This window comes from Peiella sedimenti, from assembly GCF_030504955.1.
Lineage (GTDB): Bacteria > Pseudomonadota > Alphaproteobacteria > Caulobacterales > Caulobacteraceae > Brevundimonas > Brevundimonas sedimenti.
In genome coordinates this window covers 65,909-82,295 of record NZ_JAUKTR010000002.1, presented here as the reverse complement: position 1 = coordinate 82,295, position 16,387 = coordinate 65,909, and the positions used below count along the sequence as shown (strand labels likewise).

General features: G+C 67.7%; 17 protein-coding genes. 12 read left to right on the top strand and 5 right to left on the bottom strand.

The window, feature by feature from the left end; translation table 11 throughout:
- Position 1: 1 nt before the first annotated feature.
- The 3 genes from Q0812_RS05430 (at position 2) to infC (ending at position 1,993) form a co-directional block, all read left to right on the top strand.
- Positions 2 to 379, top strand: a complete 378-nt coding sequence (locus Q0812_RS05430; RefSeq protein ID WP_302109300.1) for a DUF6165 family protein — start codon at positions 2 to 4, stop codon at positions 377 to 379.
- Entirely contained in the window at positions 372 to 1,358 is a 987-nt protein-coding gene (locus Q0812_RS05425) for a glycosyltransferase family 9 protein (RefSeq protein WP_302109299.1), read from the top strand. The genes Q0812_RS05430 and Q0812_RS05425 overlap by 8 nt, the downstream gene beginning before the upstream one ends.
- Positions 1,359 to 1,471: 113 nt before the next feature.
- Positions 1,472 to 1,993, top strand: coding sequence for a translation initiation factor IF-3 (infC, locus tag Q0812_RS05420; RefSeq protein ID WP_302109298.1), 522 nt, complete (start codon positions 1,472 to 1,474; stop codon positions 1,991 to 1,993).
- A 15-nt stretch (positions 1,994 to 2,008) separates the two neighbouring features.
- On the opposite strand, the gene Q0812_RS05415 is transcribed toward infC, so the two are convergent.
- Together Q0812_RS05415 and Q0812_RS05410 are read right to left on the bottom strand one after the other, a co-directional pair.
- A complete protein-coding gene (locus Q0812_RS05415; protein WP_302109297.1) occupies positions 2,009 to 2,815 on the bottom strand; it encodes a sulfotransferase family protein in 807 nt (268 codons plus the stop codon).
- Positions 2,816 to 2,834: 19 nt separating this feature from the next.
- Positions 2,835 to 3,620 (bottom strand): sulfotransferase family protein, encoded by a 786-nt coding sequence (locus Q0812_RS05410; protein ID WP_302109296.1) that lies wholly within the window; start codon positions 3,618 to 3,620, stop codon positions 2,835 to 2,837.
- Positions 3,621 to 3,778: 158 nt separating this feature from the next.
- Between Q0812_RS05410 and Q0812_RS05405 the strand changes: the two genes are divergently transcribed.
- The gene (locus Q0812_RS05405) at positions 3,779 to 4,267 is read left to right on the top strand and encodes an Lrp/AsnC family transcriptional regulator (protein ID WP_302109295.1); all 489 of its coding nucleotides are present in this window, start codon (positions 3,779 to 3,781) and stop codon (positions 4,265 to 4,267) included.
- A gap of 3 nt (positions 4,268 to 4,270) precedes the next feature.
- Here the strand turns inward: Q0812_RS05405 and ligD are convergent, their stop codons facing one another.
- Both ligD and Q0812_RS05395 read right to left on the bottom strand, forming a co-directional pair.
- Positions 4,271 to 6,820 carry a DNA ligase D gene (gene ligD, locus Q0812_RS05400; protein WP_302109294.1) on the bottom strand — a complete coding sequence of 850 codons (2,550 nt, stop codon included), beginning with the start codon at positions 6,818 to 6,820 and terminating at the stop codon, positions 4,271 to 4,273.
- Between the two features lie 48 nt (positions 6,821 to 6,868).
- Entirely contained in the window at positions 6,869 to 7,204 is a 336-nt protein-coding gene (locus tag Q0812_RS05395) for a hypothetical protein (RefSeq protein ID WP_302109293.1), read from the bottom strand.
- A 131-nt stretch (positions 7,205 to 7,335) separates the two neighbouring features.
- Here Q0812_RS05395 and Q0812_RS05390 point away from each other — a divergent pair, with 131 nt between their 5' ends.
- The 5 genes from Q0812_RS05390 to Q0812_RS05370 all read left to right on the top strand — a co-directional run bounded on the left by Q0812_RS05390 (position 7,336) and on the right by Q0812_RS05370 (position 12,608).
- On the top strand, positions 7,336 to 7,560 hold the full coding sequence (locus Q0812_RS05390) for a hypothetical protein (protein ID WP_302109292.1): 225 nt from the start codon (positions 7,336 to 7,338) through the stop codon (positions 7,558 to 7,560).
- Entirely contained in the window at positions 7,560 to 7,943 is a 384-nt protein-coding gene (locus Q0812_RS05385) for a MarR family winged helix-turn-helix transcriptional regulator (protein ID WP_302109291.1), read from the top strand. The genes Q0812_RS05390 and Q0812_RS05385 overlap by 1 nt, the downstream gene beginning before the upstream one ends.
- A 258-nt stretch (positions 7,944 to 8,201) precedes the next feature.
- The gene (locus Q0812_RS05380; RefSeq protein WP_302109290.1) at positions 8,202 to 11,222 is read left to right on the top strand and encodes a TonB-dependent receptor plug domain-containing protein; all 3,021 of its coding nucleotides are present in this window, start codon (positions 8,202 to 8,204) and stop codon (positions 11,220 to 11,222) included.
- Between the two features lie 113 nt (positions 11,223 to 11,335).
- Positions 11,336 to 11,965, top strand: coding sequence for a LysE family translocator (locus Q0812_RS05375; RefSeq protein WP_302109289.1), 630 nt, complete (start codon positions 11,336 to 11,338; stop codon positions 11,963 to 11,965).
- Between the two features lie 82 nt (positions 11,966 to 12,047).
- On the top strand, positions 12,048 to 12,608 hold the full coding sequence (locus tag Q0812_RS05370) for a CC0125/CC1285 family lipoprotein (RefSeq protein WP_302109288.1): 561 nt from the start codon (positions 12,048 to 12,050) through the stop codon (positions 12,606 to 12,608).
- On the opposite strand, the gene Q0812_RS05365 is transcribed toward Q0812_RS05370, so the two are convergent.
- Positions 12,605 to 13,348: a DUF6065 family protein gene (locus Q0812_RS05365; protein WP_302109287.1), complete on the bottom strand. Its 744-nt coding sequence runs from the start codon at positions 13,346 to 13,348 to the stop codon at positions 12,605 to 12,607. The genes Q0812_RS05370 and Q0812_RS05365 overlap by 4 nt on opposite strands.
- 73 nt (positions 13,349 to 13,421) lie before the next feature.
- On the opposite strand from Q0812_RS05365, the gene Q0812_RS05360 reads away from it, so the two are divergent.
- From Q0812_RS05360 to recF, 3 genes are all read left to right on the top strand, one after another.
- A complete protein-coding gene (locus tag Q0812_RS05360) occupies positions 13,422 to 13,937 on the top strand; it encodes a prolyl-tRNA synthetase associated domain-containing protein (protein WP_302109286.1) in 516 nt (171 codons plus the stop codon).
- Positions 13,938 to 14,026: 89 nt separating this feature from the next.
- Positions 14,027 to 15,145, top strand: a complete 1,119-nt coding sequence (dnaN, locus tag Q0812_RS05355) for a DNA polymerase III subunit beta (RefSeq protein ID WP_302109285.1) — start codon at positions 14,027 to 14,029, stop codon at positions 15,143 to 15,145.
- 34 nt (positions 15,146 to 15,179) lie between these two features.
- The gene (gene recF, locus Q0812_RS05350) at positions 15,180 to 16,349 is read left to right on the top strand and encodes a DNA replication/repair protein RecF (protein ID WP_425281551.1); all 1,170 of its coding nucleotides are present in this window, start codon (positions 15,180 to 15,182) and stop codon (positions 16,347 to 16,349) included.
- Positions 16,350 to 16,387 lie beyond the last annotated feature (38 nt).

The window sequence follows — 16,387 nt, the reverse complement described above, 5'->3', positions numbered from 1 at the left end:
CGTGGAGGTTCTGGTTCCCGTGTCGGTCGGTGAGCTGATCGACAAGATCACCATTCTTCGGATCAAGGCCGAACGCATCTCCGATCCGGCCAAGGTCGCCAACGTCCGCACCGAGCTGGAGCAGCTGACGGCCACGGCGGAGCGCCTGAACCTGCCGGATGGCGTGCGTTCCCTTGAGGGGCGGCTGAAGGCCATCAACGCCGAGCTGTGGGACATTGAGGACGGCAAGCGGCGCTGCGAGCGCGAGCAGCGCTTCGACGACGGCTTCATCCAGCTGGCGAGACAAGTCTATCTGAAGAACGACGAGCGCGCCGCCTTGAAGCGCGAGATCAACCTTCTGACCGGATCGGCCATCGTGGAAGAAAAGCAGCATGGCTGAGGCGGCCGACCCGGCGGTGCGCCGGGTGCTGTTCATCACCAACACCCGCATCGGCGACGCTATCCTGACCTCGGGCGTGATGGAGGCGCTGCATGGCCGTTGGCCGAAGGCCCGCTTCACCGTGGCGGCGGGTCCGGCCTCGGCCCCGCTCTTTGCCGAGACGCCCTTCGTCGAGCGCGTCATCGTGATGAAGAAGGCCAAGATGGCCGGCCACTGGTTCCGCCTGTGGCGCGAGACCGTCGGCGTGCGCTGGGACGCTGTGGTCGACCTGCGCGGCTCGGGCGTATCGGCCTTCTTGCGCGCGCGCCGCCGTCTGATCCGCAGGGGGGAGAAGGGCGGCGAGCCCCGCCACAAGGTCATCGAGGCCGCCGGCCTGCTGGGTCTGGAGTCCGATCCGCCGTCGCCGCGCATCCATGTCTCGGAGGCGACGAGAGCCAAGGCCTTGTCCGTCATCCCGCGCGACCGGCCGCTGCTGGCCCTGTCGCCTAGCGCCAACCGGGTCGGCAAGACCTGGCCGATCGCTCGTTTCGAGGCCTGGTTGAGGGCCGCCCGCGCATCTGGCGGCCCGCTGGAGGGCTGGACCGTCGCTGTGCTGGGCGGGCCAGGCGAAGGAGCCGCTTACCAGCGTCTGTCCCAGGCCATCGAGGCCGGCCGCGCCGTCGACTTGACCGGCTGGCCCCTCCTGGACACGGTGGCGGTGCTGGAGGCTTGCGACCTTTTCGTGGGCAATGACTCGGGACTCATGCACCTCGCGGCCGCCAGCGGCGCCCCGGTCCTGGCCCTGTTCGGCCCCACGGACGAGCGGCTCTACGGCCCCTGGTCCGACAGGGCCCGCGTAGTCCGGGCGGAAGGCCAGGTCTATACCTTCGGCCGCACCTCCCAGACGGTCAGCGAGACGGAGTGCCAGATGGACGCCCTGTCCGTCGAACAGGTGCTGCGCGCCACCCGCGAGGCGGTCGCGGCCTTCCCGCCGGGTTGATCGGCAAGGGTTTGACGGTCATATAGGGGGACCGGACGGAACGCGGCCCCGCGCTGCGCGCTTCCGTGCGGACTTTGGAAACAACTTCGGAGACGACGCCCATTCGCCGCCCCATGCAGGCGCCCCCCGTCAAGGACGGACCGCGCACCAATCACGACATCCGCGTTCCCCGCGTGCTTCTTATCGACCAGAACGGCGAGAAGCAGGGAGAGATGCCCACCTCCGCCGCGCTCGAAGCCGCCGAGGAAGCCGGGCTGGACCTTGTGGAGATCGTGCCAAACGCCAACCCGCCGGTCTGCAAGATCCTCGACTACGGCAAGTTCCGTTTCCAGGAGCAGAAGAAGAAGGCCGAGGCGCGCAAACGGCAGAAGGTCGTCGAGCTGAAGGAAATCAAGCTCCGGCCCAACATCGACACCCACGACTACGAGGTGAAGGCCAAGGCCATGCGCCGCTTCTTCGAGGAGGGCGACAAGGTCAAGGTGACCCTGCGCTTCCGCGGCCGCGAGATGGCGCACCCTGAGCTGGGCATGAAGCTCCTCCAGAAGGTCAAGGAGGACTTCGATCCGGTGGCCAAGGTCGAGTACGAGCCGCGCATGGAGGGCCGCCAGATGATCATGATCCTGGCGCCCCGCTAGTAGGCCGCGTCAACGTCAAGCCGCTCTCGCGCGCTCCAGCGGATAGCCGAAGGCCTGGAGGGCGGGGGCCATGACTTCGGTCATTTGCTCGACCACGCGGGGCGGCAGACGCCGGTGGATGCCGATGCGCTCGGCGTGCAGCGGGCCCCGGGGCGGCGGCGCCAGCTTCTCTGGCCCCAGCAGGTCCAGCGCCTGCCCGTCGAACGCCAACTGCTCACTCTGCACCCGTTCGCCCAGGGACCGCATCAGCGCGGCCAGGGTCCGGTGCGGCGCGCGCACCAGCGATTCGTAGCGCACCAGCGTCAGGCGCGGCCCGGCCTCGCTGTGCCTGGCGGCTTGCAGCCCCGCCAGGGCGAACGCGGTCCAGTATCGCGCCGCCTCGAGAGGGTCTTGAGTCCAGGACAGGGGCTGGCCGTCCTGCCCTGGCCAGTCGCGACCCAGCCAGCTGGCCGCAACGTCCCGTCCATCGCGCACCACATGGATCAGGTGGGCGTCAGGGTGCAGGCGCGCCAGCTCGGGGAAGGCCAGCACGTTGGCCGAGAACTTCACCGCCGCCCGTGGCTTTCCCGACATCCGCGCCCGGCCGGCCAGCATCTCAAGCACCGGGCGGGCGAAGGCGGCTCTGACTGTTTCGGGCTCCAGGCTGAAGGTCAACGCGTGGGTCGGCCCGATTTCGCGGGTGAGCTCGGCCCACTGCCGGGCGATCGCCAGGGGCGCGGTCAGTTCCGGTCCACAGGCGATGTTCGGATGCCGGTCGAGCATGGCCCGAAGCAACAAAAGGCCTGAGCGCGGAGCGCCCCCGATAAAGATGGGCGCCGTCACCAATGGGGCGGGCTGCGGCTCAGGCGGCGTCGTCAAGCGCTTCGTCCCATTGGCCGGCCTTGGCGCCGGCGATCTCCATCACGGCCTCCGCCTCGGCCTTGGTGAGAACCTGTCGCCAACGTCCGATGGAGTCTGTGTTCACCGGGCGGCGCACCTGATCAGCGCTCCATTCGTTGATGGCCTTTGGCTCCTCGCCCAGGGATCGGTGGTGCTCGAGGACGGCGGGGCTCCAGTCCTCGCCGAGGAACGCGAGCAGCGCACGCATTTCGGTCTCCGGCGCGGTCACCAGCCGTTCGTATCGAATCCGGCGCACCCGATCCGGAGCGTCCCGGCGGGCCCGTCCCCCGGCCTCCACCGAGGCGGCCCAGATCATCGCCTGAGCCTGAGCCCCCCGAGGGCCGCGCTCCGTTCGCGCGTCCGCCACAAAGCGGGAGGCGACCACGTCCCTTGGGTCGCGCACGACCTCGATGAGGCGACAGCTTGGGAAGAGCCGTAGGAGCGCTGGGAAGACCAGCACGTTGGCTGGCGTCTTCTCGGCCAGACGCGCCTTGCCGCTGGCGCGCCAGGCGGGCGTCAAGAGCTCGATCAGGAGGTCGGCGAAAGCGCGGCGCAGGTCTTGGCCGTCCAGGCCGTAGCCGCCCCTTAGATCGGCGCCGCAGGCCTGTTCCAGGCCCTCCCAGAGCCGGGCGATCGTTGCGGTGGTGCGGAACTCGGGCGGGCAGAAAATGTGAGGATGGGCGCCGAGCATGGCTCGCAACAGGGTGGTGCCCGAGCGTGGCGCGCCGCCAATAAAGACTGGCGACATTGTTACAGGACCGTAACCTGGATCATTAACTTCCATACATTTAGCAAGAGCTGGCTTGCCCCTGTAATCGCCTTGGCGAATATTACATTGGCTAAGACGCGGTAATCGGGCGTATTGGCTGACGTGCACGCCGCGTTCCTGCGCAAAGAGGAGTGTCGATGACGGACTCACGCACGCCGCCCATGGACCTGGATCGGCTTGACCGGCGTCTGCTGCGGCTGGTCCAAGGCAATGCTCGCCGCACAGCGGAAGACCTGGGCGCCGAGGTGGGCCTTTCGGCTTCCGCCGTGCAACGGCGCCTACGCCGCCTGCGCGAGAGCGGGCCCATCGAACGCATGACCGCCATCGTGCAGCCTTCGGCGGTAGGCCGCGGCATTCTCGCGGTGGTCGAAGTGACGCTCGAATCGGGCGGCGGCGACAATCACCAGACGCTGGGCGAGGCCCTCAGCGACCAGCCCGAAGTCATGCAGTGCTACGTGGTGGCGGGCGGCGCGGACCTCGTCCTGATGATCAGTGCGCGCGACCTGGACGATTATGAGCGCTTCATGCGCACGCACCTGGCCGCGGATCCGCGCGTGAAGCGCACCCAAACGGCCTTCATCACGCGTCGCCTCAAGTATGGTCTTGAGGTGCCGGTCGCCGACTGAGGTCTACAGCCCCAGCTTCTTCATCGCAGAGCGCAGGGGCTTTTCGGCCTTGCGGAAGTCCGCCCAGGGGTCGGGCTTCTTCAAAAGGTCCGGAGCGGTGAGGATGGTGTAGGCCTTAGGGTCCAATCCGGGCTTCACCTGCTTCCAATCCAGCGGAAAGGCGATGGTCGCCCCCGGCCTGGCGCGCGGCGACCAGGGCGCGACCGCCGTGGCCATGCGGCCGTTGCGCAGATAGTCGACGAAGATCTTTCCGCCCCGCGCCTTCTTCGACAGCGTCGTCGTGTAACGATCGGGCGCGTCCTTGCGCGTCTTCTCGGCCAAAGCCTTGGCGAAGGCCTTGCACGCCTCCCAGGTGACGGCGCTCTTCTTGTCGGCCTTGATCGGGATCACCACGTGCAGCCCCTTGCCGCCGGTGGTCTTGACGAAGGCGGCCAGCCCTAGCGCCTCCACTTGATCGCGCACATCGTGGGCCGCCGCGATGACGTCGTTGAAATCCAGCCCTTCGTCCGGGTCGAGGTCCATAGTGACCTGTTCGGGCGTGTCAGGATCGCCCGGCTTGCAACCCCAAGGGTGCAGCTCCAGCCCGCCGGACTGGGCGATGGCGACCAACCCCCCCACGTCGGTGACAGCGATGTAGGGTTTGCGTTCCTTCACATCGATCAGTTTCAGCCGGGGTGACGAACCCGTCATGGGGTGGCGCTGGAAGAAGCGTTCACCCTCGATGCCCTCGGGCGCGCGGATGATGGAGACGGGCCGGTCAGCCACGTGCGGCAAGAGGCGCGGCGCCGCCTGCTCCATGTAACGGGCGAGGTCCGCCTTGGTGATCGCGGGCTGAGCGCCTTCAGCGGGCCAGAGAGGCTTGTCCGGATTGGACAGGGTCACGGCCTGGATGATGACCTTGCCCTTCTTGCCGGCCGGCTCTGCGCTGGTGGCGGACGAGGGCGCCTGGGGACGGTCCGTCACGTCCTCCGCCGGCTTGTCGTCGCGCAGACCCTTGAAGGCCGCCTGGCGCAGGGATCCCGTGTCGGTGTAGCCGCCATGCTCCACCTCGGCGACCAGGATGGGCTTCACCCAGTGGATGTCGCGGCCGCCGCGCGGCGCCCCCTTGCCGCTGAAGGGGCTCTTCTCCGTCGCAGCGCCTTTCAGAGCCGGAACCAGCGTCTTCGCCGCCAGCGCGCCGAATCCGGTGCCGATCCTGCCCAGATACCTCAGGCCATCCTTCTCGCGCACGCCGACCAGCAGGGACCGCAGCCGCGCGCCGCCTTCCGAGGACCAGCCGCCGATGATCACCTCGTCGCGCCCCCGGCACTTGGACTTGACCCAGCTGGTCGAACGCCCCCCCTGATAGGCGGCGTCCAGGCGCTTGGAGATGACCCCTTCGAGGTCCATCCGGCAGGCGCTTCGCAGCACCGCCTCGCCCGGCACTGCGAAGTGATCGACGTAGCGCAGGCGCGGTCCGGCCTTGCCGACGTGATCCACATAGGCCTGCAATCGCGCCTTGCGGTGGGAAAGCGGCTTCTTGCGCAGATCCTCCTGGCCCTCGCTCAAGAGGTCGAAGGCGAAGAAGATGAGCTCGCCCGTGCGTCCGTCGGCAATCGCGGCCTGCAAGGCGGAGAAATCGGGCGCCGAGGTCTCGTCGAGGGCGCAAAGCTCTCCGTCGATCACCCCGTCGGGCCATTTGGCGGCCTCGGCCGCCAGTTCGGGAAACTTGTCGGACCAGTCGAGCCCCTTGCGGGTGCGCAGTATGGCTCGCCCGCCGCCGACGGCGATCTGGATGCGATAGCCGTCGAACTTGATCTCGTGCGCCCAGCCCGCTCCGGAGGGCGGATGGTCCGCCAGCTTGCACAGCTGGATGGGCAGGAAGGCCGAGGGCTTCGAGGCCCCCTGTGTCTGACCTTGCGTCGGCTTGGGCTTGGCCGGCGCCTTGCGCGTCGTGCCCTTGGAGGATTTCCAGGTCTTCCTGCCTTCGGCGATCTCGGCCAGGGTGCGGCCCGTCGTGACCGACGCGTCGATCTCCATATTGGCGTCGCCCTCGCCGTCCACCGCCTCGGCGTCGCGCTCCTTGATGAGTAGCCAATTGTTCCGCTTCGACGGCTTGCCGCGATCCGCCTTCAGCCGGACCAGCGCCCAGCCGCCGCTCAGTCGCTCGCCATGCAGGACCATTTTCAGCGAGCCCTTCTCCAGGGCCTCGCCGACGTCCTGGCCGTCTCGCGGCTCCCAGACGCCTTCGTCCCACATCTGCACCGTGCCGGCGCCGTAGTTGCCGCTGGGAATGGTCCCTTCGAAACCGCCGTAGTCGAGGGGATGATCCTCAACCTCAACCGCCAAGCGCTTCACCGACGGATCACGGGACGGCGCCTTGGTCACGGCCCAGGACTTCAGCACCCCATCGTGTTCGATGCGGAAATCGTAGTGCAGACGCGTCGCAGCGTGACGCTGGATCAGATAGCGCAGGCCCGACTTGCGTGGCGCGCCCTTCCTGCCGGCAGGCTCTGGCGTCGCCTTGAAGTCCCGCTTCTTGCGGTAGGTGTCCAGCTCGCCCTGTGCGCCCATGGCGGAGCTAACTCTCAGCCCAGGTCCGAGGTTGCCGCAAGGGCCGCGCTAGCCGGCGTCATTTCCCTTGACGATGCGGCGGTTGGCGGCGCGCGTCTTCGGCCCTTGGGGCCGCGCGGCTTCGGTTCGGTCAGGACGAAAGGTGTGGGTCCGCCCCTGGTGCACGGCTTCTCCGTCCAACGGCTCCCCTTCGTCCGCATAGTCGGCCATTTCTCCCGCCGCCGGCGCGGCCAGGGTGGAATCGCCCACGTCCCGCGCGGCATAGCTGCTCGGCTCGGGATGAACGGCCTCGTTCTGCTCGACAGCGCGGTCGTTCGGCGCGCCGGACGGCGTCGCCGCGTTCTGGGCGACGGCCTTGGGCGATGAGGTGTTCTGGTGCGGCATGGAGGTCCTCCTGAGGTTCAGCGAGGGCAACCGTCGTGGCGCAGGGCGGTTCCCTGCCAGAATGTCGGGATATTGGCGCCATTGTGGCAAACAGTTTAGGCTCCCCACGGACAGCCGCGAGGGGAGCCGCGATGAAGCTGCGCGCCCAGATCACGATCGACATCAACGTCAGCGACTATGTGGGGGCCGCCGAACATCAGCGTCGGGTCGAGGCGCTCATGGAGACGGTCTCCAAGACCTACCCGGACGCCACGCTCCAATTCCGGGAGCGGCGTGATCGCGGCCCCCAGCCCGCCGGGCGGCCGGCTCCGGAGCGTCCCTCCCATTACACCGGCCGGATGGCTGAGTACGATTGATGCAGCGCCACAAGGTCCGCCGGCGCCGCCGCAACAGCTGCCTGCAGACGCTTGAACTGTTGCGCGCTGAGGCCCCGGGCCTGTCTCTCACCGAGGCGCTCGTCTTCCTCTATGTCGCCGAGAACGAGGGCCTCAATATGCGAGAGGTGGCCCAAGTGTGCGGCCTCAGCGATTCGACGGCCTCGCGCACGACCCGCGCCCTGGCGGACGGCGATGACCCGCTCAGCCTGCCCCCCGCGCGCGGGTGGATCGAAGTGCGCCGCAATCCCGCCGATGGCCGGGGCCGCACGCTCTACCTGACCGAGTCGGGCAGGGGCCTCGTCGACGCAATAGACCGTGCGCTGGCCGATGCGATCACCATCACCGGTGAAGTCGCCGCCTAGGCGAATGCAATGCCGCAAATGCGACATCCGTGTGTTGCGTCCATGTCGCACCCGCCACGATCGTGGCGCGTGTGTGTGGACATGCAAACAATTTAGCTGTTTTGTGTTGAGCAAGCCGGGCCTTGCCGACAGGTTCCGGTCAAATCGCCTTCCCTGCACCAGCGGGGCGGACCGATTTTTTGGGGGCTGGGGCCTGTAACAAGGTCGTCAGGTTCCTGCCACAACCGATCGCACCTGATCCGAGGGGAGCTAAGCGTAATGCGAGATTTCAAGAAGCTGCTGCTGGGCGGCGCCGCCGTCGTCACCCTGGCCGCCGTCGCCGGCGCGCCGGTGTCGGCCATGGCGCAAACGCAGCCCCAGACCGCCAACCAGGATGACGAAGAGGACGAGGACGAGGCCACCGAGGTCGAAGCCATTACCGTCACCGGTTCGCGCATCCGCCGCAACGAGTTCAACTCGGCCGCGCCGGTCACCGTGATCACCTCGGAGCAGGCGACCCTGGAGGGCATCGTCGACACCGCCGAGCTGCTGCAGCAGTCGTCGGTCGCCTCCGGTTCGTTCCAGACCAACAACACCCTGACGGGCTTCGTCACCCAGGGCGGCGGCGGCACCTCGTCGGTCTCGCTGCGCGGCCTGGGCGCCAACCGCACCCTGTCGCTGGTCAACGGCAAGCGCGCCGGCCCGGCCGGCACCAGCGGCCGCGTGCAGGCGTTCGACCTGAACACCCTTCCCCAGTCGATGATCGAGCGGGTCGAAATCCTGAACGACTCGGCCTCGTCGGTTTACGGCTCGGACGCCATCGCCGGCGTCATCAACTACATCACGCGCCGCGACCTGGACGGCTTCAGCTTCGACATCTTCGCCGGTCTGCCGATGGAGACGGGCGGCGAGCAGTACCGCGTCAGCGGCACCTGGGGCACGACCTTCGACCGCGGCAACTTCGCCGTCGGCTTCGACTACTTCGCCCAGGAGCCCCTGCTGCGCGGCCAGCGCGACCAGCTGTCCTGCGCCGCCGACTACGCCTTTGATCCGAGCGACCCGTCGCAGCGCATCGACCTGATCGATCCCTTCACCGGCGAGTACAAGTGCTTCGGTCTGTTCGCGGGCGTGCTGCGCGCCAACGCCGGCACCGGTTCGATGGACCTGTTCTACCCGATCGCCGGCCGCACCTACGCCAGCGTCGCCCAGGGCAACAACTCGCCCGTGGTCGGAATGATCCGTCAGGGCCGCGCCGGCTTCCCCGACACGTATGCTCACGGCAACTACCAGTACGGCTCGAACGGTGAAGGCCCGATTGACTACTATGGCCGCGCCACCCTGCTGGGCCAGCTGGCTCGCACCACGGTCTTCTCGAATTTCAACTTCGACCTGGCCCCGAACGCCGAGCTCTACGCCGAGCTGCTCTGGAACAAGCGTCGTTCGTCTCAGCACGGCTCGCGCCAGTTCTTCCCGGGCGTGAACCCGGCCAACCCGAACAACCGCCGGCCTGACAACGGCCTCCCGTTCGTGTCGCTGCTGCCGATCATCCCGCTGCCCAGCGACTCGTATCAGTCCATCGACTACACCCGCGCCGTTGTCGGCGTCCGCGGCGACTTCTCGCTCGGCTTCTTCAACAACTGGGGCTACGACGTCTACGGTCAGTGGGCGCGGTCGGACGGCGACTACGGTCAGAACTCCATCTACAACGACCGCGTCGCGGCCACGACCGGCGCTCTGGCCTGTAACCAGGCGGCGATCACCATCTCGGGCGGCAACTGCGCCGACCTGCCGGGCGGTGTGCGCTGGACGGATTCTGAAGTTGTCCAGGGCCGCTTCTCGGACGCCGAGCGTGACTTCCTGTTCTTCCGTGAAGCGAACAACACGGTCTACACGCACCAGTACGTCGAAGCCGTCTTCAACGGTGATCTGTTCAACCTGCCCGCGGGCCCGGTCGGCGCCGCCGTCGGCTTCCAGTGGCGCAAGGAAGAGATCAACGACACGCCGGGCTTCAACACCCGCAACGCCAACCTGTGGGGCTTCAGCTCGGCCGGCATTACCGAGGGCTCGGACACCGTCCGCGAAGCCTTCGCCGAGTTCGAAGTGCCGCTGATCCGCGACGTCCGCTTCATCGACTCCCTGACGGCCAACATCTCGGGCCGCTACTCGGACTATGAATCGTACGGCTCGACCAACACCTACAAGGTGGGCATCAACTGGCAGATCAACCCGTCCTGGCGTATCCGCGCCACGCGGGGCACCTCGTTCCGCGCCCCGGCGCTGTACGAACTGTACCTGGCCAACCAGACCAGCTTCCTGGGCCAGCTCACGGTGGACCCCTGCGTTCAGTGGGAACAGGACACCAACCAGAACGTCCAGCAGAACTGCGCCGCGGCAGGCATCCCCGCCGGCTATCAGGCGCTAGGCACCTCGTCGGCGCTCATCGTCGCCGGCGGCGGCGCGGGCGTGCTGGAGGCCGAGACCGGCGACGCCCACACGATCGGCGTCATCTGGACGCCGTCGTTCATCGACCTGAACGTGGCGGTCGACTACTTCGACATCCAGATCAGCAACGAGATCACCCAGATCGGCGGTCCGCAGATCGTGCGTCAGTGCTATGCGTCGCCGGACTTCCCGACCGACCCGCTCTGCACCCTGTTCACTCGCGGTCAAACCCCTGGCGTGCCGGCTCCTGGCGGCTCGGCGTTCCAGATCCTGCAGATCCAGAACTCGTTCGTGAACATCGCGGATCAGCAGAACCGCGGCATCGACCTGACGTTCCGCTACGGCCACGAGTTCGGCTTCGGCGACCTGACCTTCGACGGTCAGTTCACCTGGCAGCTTCAGGACGTCTCGCAGCTGTTCCCGGACTCTCCGGTCCAGGACTTCAACGGCACGACCTACAGCTACGACGGCCCTGACTTCACGGGTAACCTGAACCTGCGCTTCGACCGCGGTGACTGGACGGCCTTCTGGGGCGTCAACATCATCGGCAAGGGCTCGGACTGCGAGCTCTACGGGTACACGCAGGGTGGCTGTGATCTGTTCTCCACGCCGCGTTACAACACGATCTCGGGCGGCCTCTACATCGGCAAGTTCCACAACGAGTTCTCGACCTACCACACGATGTCTCTGCGCCGTAACTTCGGCGACTGGAGCGCTCAGGTGGGCGTGAGCAACGTGTTTGACGAGCCGGCCCCGAGCACCAGCTGTTGCTTCCGCGTCGGCACCGCCGCGCTGAACGGCTACATGGACGGCTACATCGGTCGCCGCGCCTTCTTCCGCCTCTCGGCCCGGTTCTAAGTCCGGACCGAAGCGAGACAGCAAATCGACTAAGGAGAGCGGCGGGAAAACCCGCCGCTCTTTCCTTTTGTGCGGGGCTCGACCGGTCCTGCGGCGGCGGCTAGAGCCCCGCCATGGCCCTCCCCGTCGATCCGCACCTTTACCTTACCTTTCTGGGCGTCATGGCCGTCATGGCCGTCACGCCCGGCCCGGCCAATGTCTTCGCCGTGGCCACGGGAATCCAGCGGGGGGGCGGCCCGGCGCTGATCGGCGTGCTCGGCATGAACTTGGCGACCCTGTGCTGGTTCGCCGCCGCCGCCCTGGGGCTGGCCGCCGTCATCGCCGCATTCCCTCATGTCTTCAGAGTTATCGCCATCCTCGGCGGCCTTTATGTCGCCTGGCTGGGGCTGAAGGCGCTGGCTCGCTCAAGCAAGGGCGAGGCGCCCCAACTGGACGCCCGCGTCCGTCGCCCCCGAGGCGCCTTCCTCGATGGTTTCATGGTTCAGGCCGCCAACCCCAAGGCGGTGCTGTTCTTCACGGCCGTGCTCCCGCCCTTCCTCGACCTCAATCGGCCTCTGGCGCCCCAGCTGGCCCTGTTCGCCTGCGCCACCATCGGCATGGATGTCCTGGCCATGAGCGCCTACGCGCTGTTCGGCGCCGGCCTGGCGCGGCGCATGAACGATCCGCGCTTTGCACGCGTCTTCAACCTGGCGGTGGGGCTGCTGCTGCTGACCGCCGCCGCCCTGATCCTGCTGCGCCGCTGACCCGACGTTGGAACGTCGGCAGCCTTGACCGTGTTGATCCAGAAACCATGTCTAGGTGACACGGCTCCTGGAGGATCCACCCATGACCCCGCTCCGCCTCACGGCCATATGCGCCGTCGCCGCCACCGCCCTGGCGGCCTGCGCCACCCCCACCGCCTACGCGCCCGCCGGTTACGGCGGCCAGCGCGGCGGCTACTCCGAACAGTTCATCCAGGCCGATCGCGCCCGAGTGGCCTTCTCAGGCAACTCAGTCACCTCGCGCGAAACGGTGGAGATGTACCTGCTGTACCGCGCCGCGGAGCTGACGCTGGAGCGCGGCTACGACTGGTTCGAGACCGACAACCGCATGACGGCGCGTGACACGCGGTACGTCGACACCATCGACGCCTGGTACCGCAGCCATTACGGGCCCTTCTGGGGTCCTTCGTGGCGGTTCTATTCGCGCGGGTACTGGAGCCCGTGGGGGCCGCGCTGGCATGACGACGTGCGCGCCGTCACCCGCTACGAGGCCCAGGCCGAGATCACCATGCACCGCGGCCCCCGGCCGCCGGGCGAGCGTGACGCCTTCGACGCCCGCGAGGTGATTCAAAACCTCGGCCCGCGCGTGATGCGTCCGGGTACGCCCGCTCCCCCGCGCTACTAAAGCCCGACCTTCAGCGATTTCAGCCGGCGCCTGTTGACGTGATCGGCGGGCGCCGGGCCGGTCTCCTCGGGCAGCTCGCCCTTGAAGTAGAAGCGCTGCCAGGCCTCCTTCACGGCCGCCGGATCGCGCTTGAACAGGCGTGAATTGAAGTCCGTGCGCTGGCGGTTCCAGGCCTCGAACTGGCCCTTCATGACCGGATCGGAGTCCAGCATCTTCAGCCGGGGCTGCACCTGATCCAATTGCTGATCCTGAACCAGGGTGATGAAGCAGAAGGGTTCCCCCTTCTCGAAGCGGACCCGGCCCGGCCGCGTGAAGATCCAATTCATCGTGAAAGGGAAGGGAAGCCAGTCCGTCTCGACCAACCCCATCAAGGGCTGGATGCCATCTTTCACGTGATTGGGCGGCCCCATGCACCACATGGACCAGCCCGGTCGCGTGCGGAACAGATAGCCTGGGTGCAAGGTCAGCACGCCGCCGGAGAAATGCGACTGGGCGAAGTCGCGGAAGTCGGCGCTGGGCTTGTCCGGCGTCAGGGTGATGTCCTCGCGCGCCTTGCCCCCATTCCAGTCTGCGGTGAACGAGAACGGCGACAGGATCTCCCATCCTGTCGTGTTGGCCATGGTCAGCGGCAGGCACTTATAGGGATGCCGGCCCGCGAAATGATCCATCCAGGCGCGATCCGGCCGACCCGGAACCATGTCCGGCGGTCGGGGGATCATCGGAAAGCATTCCAGTTCCATAACAGGCGGCCCAGCGGCTAAGCAGAGGAGCGATTCCTAGCGGCCAAGACGCCGTGCCGTAAAGCGCCTGACCATGGCTTCAACCCCCTATAATCGCGACCGACTGCTGGCCCTGCTGGAGCGCGTCGGCGCCCAGGCCGTGACGCATGATCATCCCGCCGTTTTCCGCGTGGGGGAGGGGGAGGAGATCAAGGCGAGCCTGCCGGGCGCCCACACCAAGAACCTGTTTCTCAAGGACAAGAAGGGCCGGCTGTGGCTGATCTCGGCGGAGCAGAGCACCGTCATAGACCTCAAGCGCCTGCCGCCCGTGATCGGCTCGGACCGCCTGTCCTTCGGCTCGGCCGAGCTATTGGAGGAGACGCTGGGCGTGACGCCCGGCTCGGTCACGGCCTTCGCCCTGGCCAACGATCAGGAGCGGCGCGTGACCTTCGTCCTGGATCGCGTGCTGGCCGAGGCGGACCGCGTCAATTTCCATCCCCTGACCAATACGGCCACGACCGGCGTCGCTCAGGCGGGCTTCCGCGCTTTCCTCGCCGAAATCGGGGTTGCGCCCCTGATTGTGGACTTCGCGGCCATGGAGGCCTTGTAGGGGCTTTTCCCGCCAGTGGTTTACGCTAGTGTGCCAAGCCCTCAGACGATTTCGCCGGGCGTGAGTCGCCCGGCCTTCGGGGCGAAGGCATGCAACTGACCATCGAGCGCGCGGCGCTTCTGAAGGCCCTGGGCCACGTGCAAAGCGTCGTCGAACGGCGCAACACCATCCCGATCCTGTCCAATGTGCTGCTGAGCGCGGGGCGCGACAGCGTCAGCTTCTCGGCCACCGACCTGGACATGGAGATGGTCGACGAGGCCGAGGCCCAGGTCACCACCGAGGGCCAGATCACGGCCCCCGCCCACACCCTCTACGAGATCGTGCGCAAGCTGCCTGAAGGCGCCGATGTGGAGCTGACCTATGACGGGACCGATCCGCGCCTGACGGTGGCGGCGGGCCGCTCCCGATTCAATCTGCCGGTGCTGCCCTCGGGCGACTTCCCGGTCATGACGGCCGATTCCGGCGGGGTGCGCTTCACCCTGATGAAGGAGGATCTGGCGCGGCTGATCGACAAGACCCGGTTCGCCATCTCCACCGAAGAGACGCGCTACTACCTGAACGGCCTTTACCTGCACACCATCGCCGAAGAGGGTCAGCTGCTGCTGCGCGCCGTGGCCACCGATGGTCACCGTCTGGCCCTGGCCGAGACGCCCGCGCCCGAAGGCTCGGCGGGCGGTCCCGGCGTCATCGTACCGCGCAAGACGGTGGACCAGGTGCGCCGCCTGCTCGACGACGGCTCGGGCCCGGTCGAGATCCAGGTCTCCGCCCAGAAGGTGCGCTTCGAATTCGGCCGCGCCTCGCTGACGTCCAAGGTGATCGACGGCGCCTTCCCCGACTATGCCCGTGTCATTCCGCGCGGCAACGACAAGATCGCCGGCATCGACAACCGGGTCTTCGCCTCGGCCGTGGACCGCGTCTCGACCATCTCGGCCGAGAAGTCGCGCTCGGTGAAGCTGGCCTTCGACGCCGGACGCGTGACCCTGACCGTGCGCAACATGGAAGCGGGCCAGGGCGTCGAGGAGGTCGAGATCGATTACGACGAGGCGCCCTTCGAGATCGGCTTCAACGCCCGCTACCTGCTGGACGTGGCCGGCCAGATCGAGGGTGAGCAGGCCCAGTTCCGCTTCGCTGATCCGGCCAGCCCGACCCTGGTCCTCGATCCCAGCGATCCGGGCGTGCAGTACGTGCTGATGCCGCTGAGGGTGTGAGGCTGAGTGACAAGTGGTCAGTGGTGAGTGGCGAGTGGGCGTCGCGGACCGCACCCACTCGCCACTCACCACTGGCGCAGCTGTGATCACGTCCCTAACCCTCACCGACTTCCGCTCCTATGCGGCCGCGCGGCTGGAGCCTGGCCCCGGCGCGACGGTCCTGTTCGGGCCCAACGGGGCGGGCAAGACCAATGTGCTGGAGGCGCTCAGCCTTCTGACGCCCGGTAAGGGACTGCGCGGCGCTTCGTCCGCCGACTTGGGACGCCGGGAGCCCGGCGAGGCGCAGGGGCGGCCCTGGGCCGTCTCAACCCTGCTGGAGACGCTTGAAGGCGAGGTCCGCATCGGCACGGGCGTGCAAGGGTCGGGCGCCTCGCGCCGGGTCGTGCGCATCGATGAACAGCCGGCCCCGCCGGGTCGTATGCTCGAGCATCTGCGGCCCGTTTGGGCGACGCCCGAGCACGACCGGCTGTTCAGCGACAGCCGCGCCGAGCGCATGCGCTTCTTCGACCGCCTGGTCTTCGCCGTGGACCCGGCCCACGCGGCCCACGTGGCCGCCTATGAGAAAGCCCTGCGCGAGCGGCTGCGCCTGCTCACCGGCGAGGAGCCCGCCGACCCCATCTGGCTGGACGCGCTGGAGCAGCGTCTGGGCGAGGCGGGCGCGCGGGCCGCCGAGGGGCGCGTGGCGGCGCTGGAGGCTTTGCAGGCCGAGATCGATGCGCGTGGCGACCGGCCCTTTCCCCAAGCCGACCTCAGCCTCTCGGGCGAGGCCGAGGCCATGGCCGGGCGAGGGGAGGGGGAAGCGGCCATCGCCGCGGCTATCCGCGCCGGCATGAAGGCCTCGCGGTCCCGGGACGCCGGGGCCGGGCGCTCGCTTTTCGGCCCACACCGTACGGATCTGAGCGCCCTGCACCGCGAGAAGAACCGCCCCGCCGCCGAAGGTTCGTCCGGCGAGCAGAAAGCGCTCGTTCTAAATCTGATCCTGGGCCAGGTGGCGCGGCTGGCGGATAGCCCGGCCCGGCCCATCCTGTTGCTGGACGAGGCTCCGGCGCACCTGGACGAGCGGCGCCGCGCCGCCCTGTTCGATGAGATCGAAGCCCTTGGTCTGCAAGCCTTTCTGACCGGCACCGAACGCGTGCTGTTCACGCCGCTGGAAGGGCGCGCCCGCTTCGTTCAGGTCAGCGGCGGCGGCTTCACCGTCGACTGAACTCGGTTCATTCTTGTCATTTATTGTTATTTCGGCCA

Excerpts from the sequence above, each read along its gene's own strand:
- Q0812_RS05425 (WP_302109299.1), top strand. The coding sequence starts at position 372 with ATGGCTGAGGCGGCCGACCCGGCGGTGCGCCGGGTGCTGTTCATCACC.
- infC (WP_302109298.1), top strand. The coding sequence starts at position 1,472 with ATGCAGGCGCCCCCCGTCAAGGACGGACCGCGCACCAATCACGACATC.
- Q0812_RS05410 (WP_302109296.1), bottom strand. The coding sequence starts at position 3,620 with ATGTCGCCAGTCTTTATTGGCGGCGCGCCACGCTCGGGCACCACCCTG.
- Q0812_RS05405 (WP_302109295.1), top strand. The coding sequence starts at position 3,779 with ATGACGGACTCACGCACGCCGCCCATGGACCTGGATCGGCTTGACCGG.
- ligD (WP_302109294.1), bottom strand. The coding sequence starts at position 6,820 with ATGGGCGCACAGGGCGAGCTGGACACCTACCGCAAGAAGCGGGACTTC.
- Q0812_RS05395 (WP_302109293.1), bottom strand. The coding sequence starts at position 7,204 with ATGCCGCACCAGAACACCTCATCGCCCAAGGCCGTCGCCCAGAACGCG.
- Q0812_RS05390 (WP_302109292.1), top strand. The coding sequence starts at position 7,336 with ATGAAGCTGCGCGCCCAGATCACGATCGACATCAACGTCAGCGACTAT.
- Q0812_RS05385 (WP_302109291.1), top strand. The coding sequence starts at position 7,560 with ATGCAGCGCCACAAGGTCCGCCGGCGCCGCCGCAACAGCTGCCTGCAG.
- Q0812_RS05380 (WP_302109290.1), top strand. The coding sequence starts at position 8,202 with ATGCGAGATTTCAAGAAGCTGCTGCTGGGCGGCGCCGCCGTCGTCACC.
- Q0812_RS05375 (WP_302109289.1), top strand. The coding sequence starts at position 11,336 with ATGGCCCTCCCCGTCGATCCGCACCTTTACCTTACCTTTCTGGGCGTC.
- Q0812_RS05370 (WP_302109288.1), top strand. The coding sequence starts at position 12,048 with ATGACCCCGCTCCGCCTCACGGCCATATGCGCCGTCGCCGCCACCGCC.
- Q0812_RS05365 (WP_302109287.1), bottom strand. The coding sequence starts at position 13,348 with ATGGAACTGGAATGCTTTCCGATGATCCCCCGACCGCCGGACATGGTT.
- Q0812_RS05360 (WP_302109286.1), top strand. The coding sequence starts at position 13,422 with ATGGCTTCAACCCCCTATAATCGCGACCGACTGCTGGCCCTGCTGGAG.
- dnaN (WP_302109285.1), top strand. The coding sequence starts at position 14,027 with ATGCAACTGACCATCGAGCGCGCGGCGCTTCTGAAGGCCCTGGGCCAC.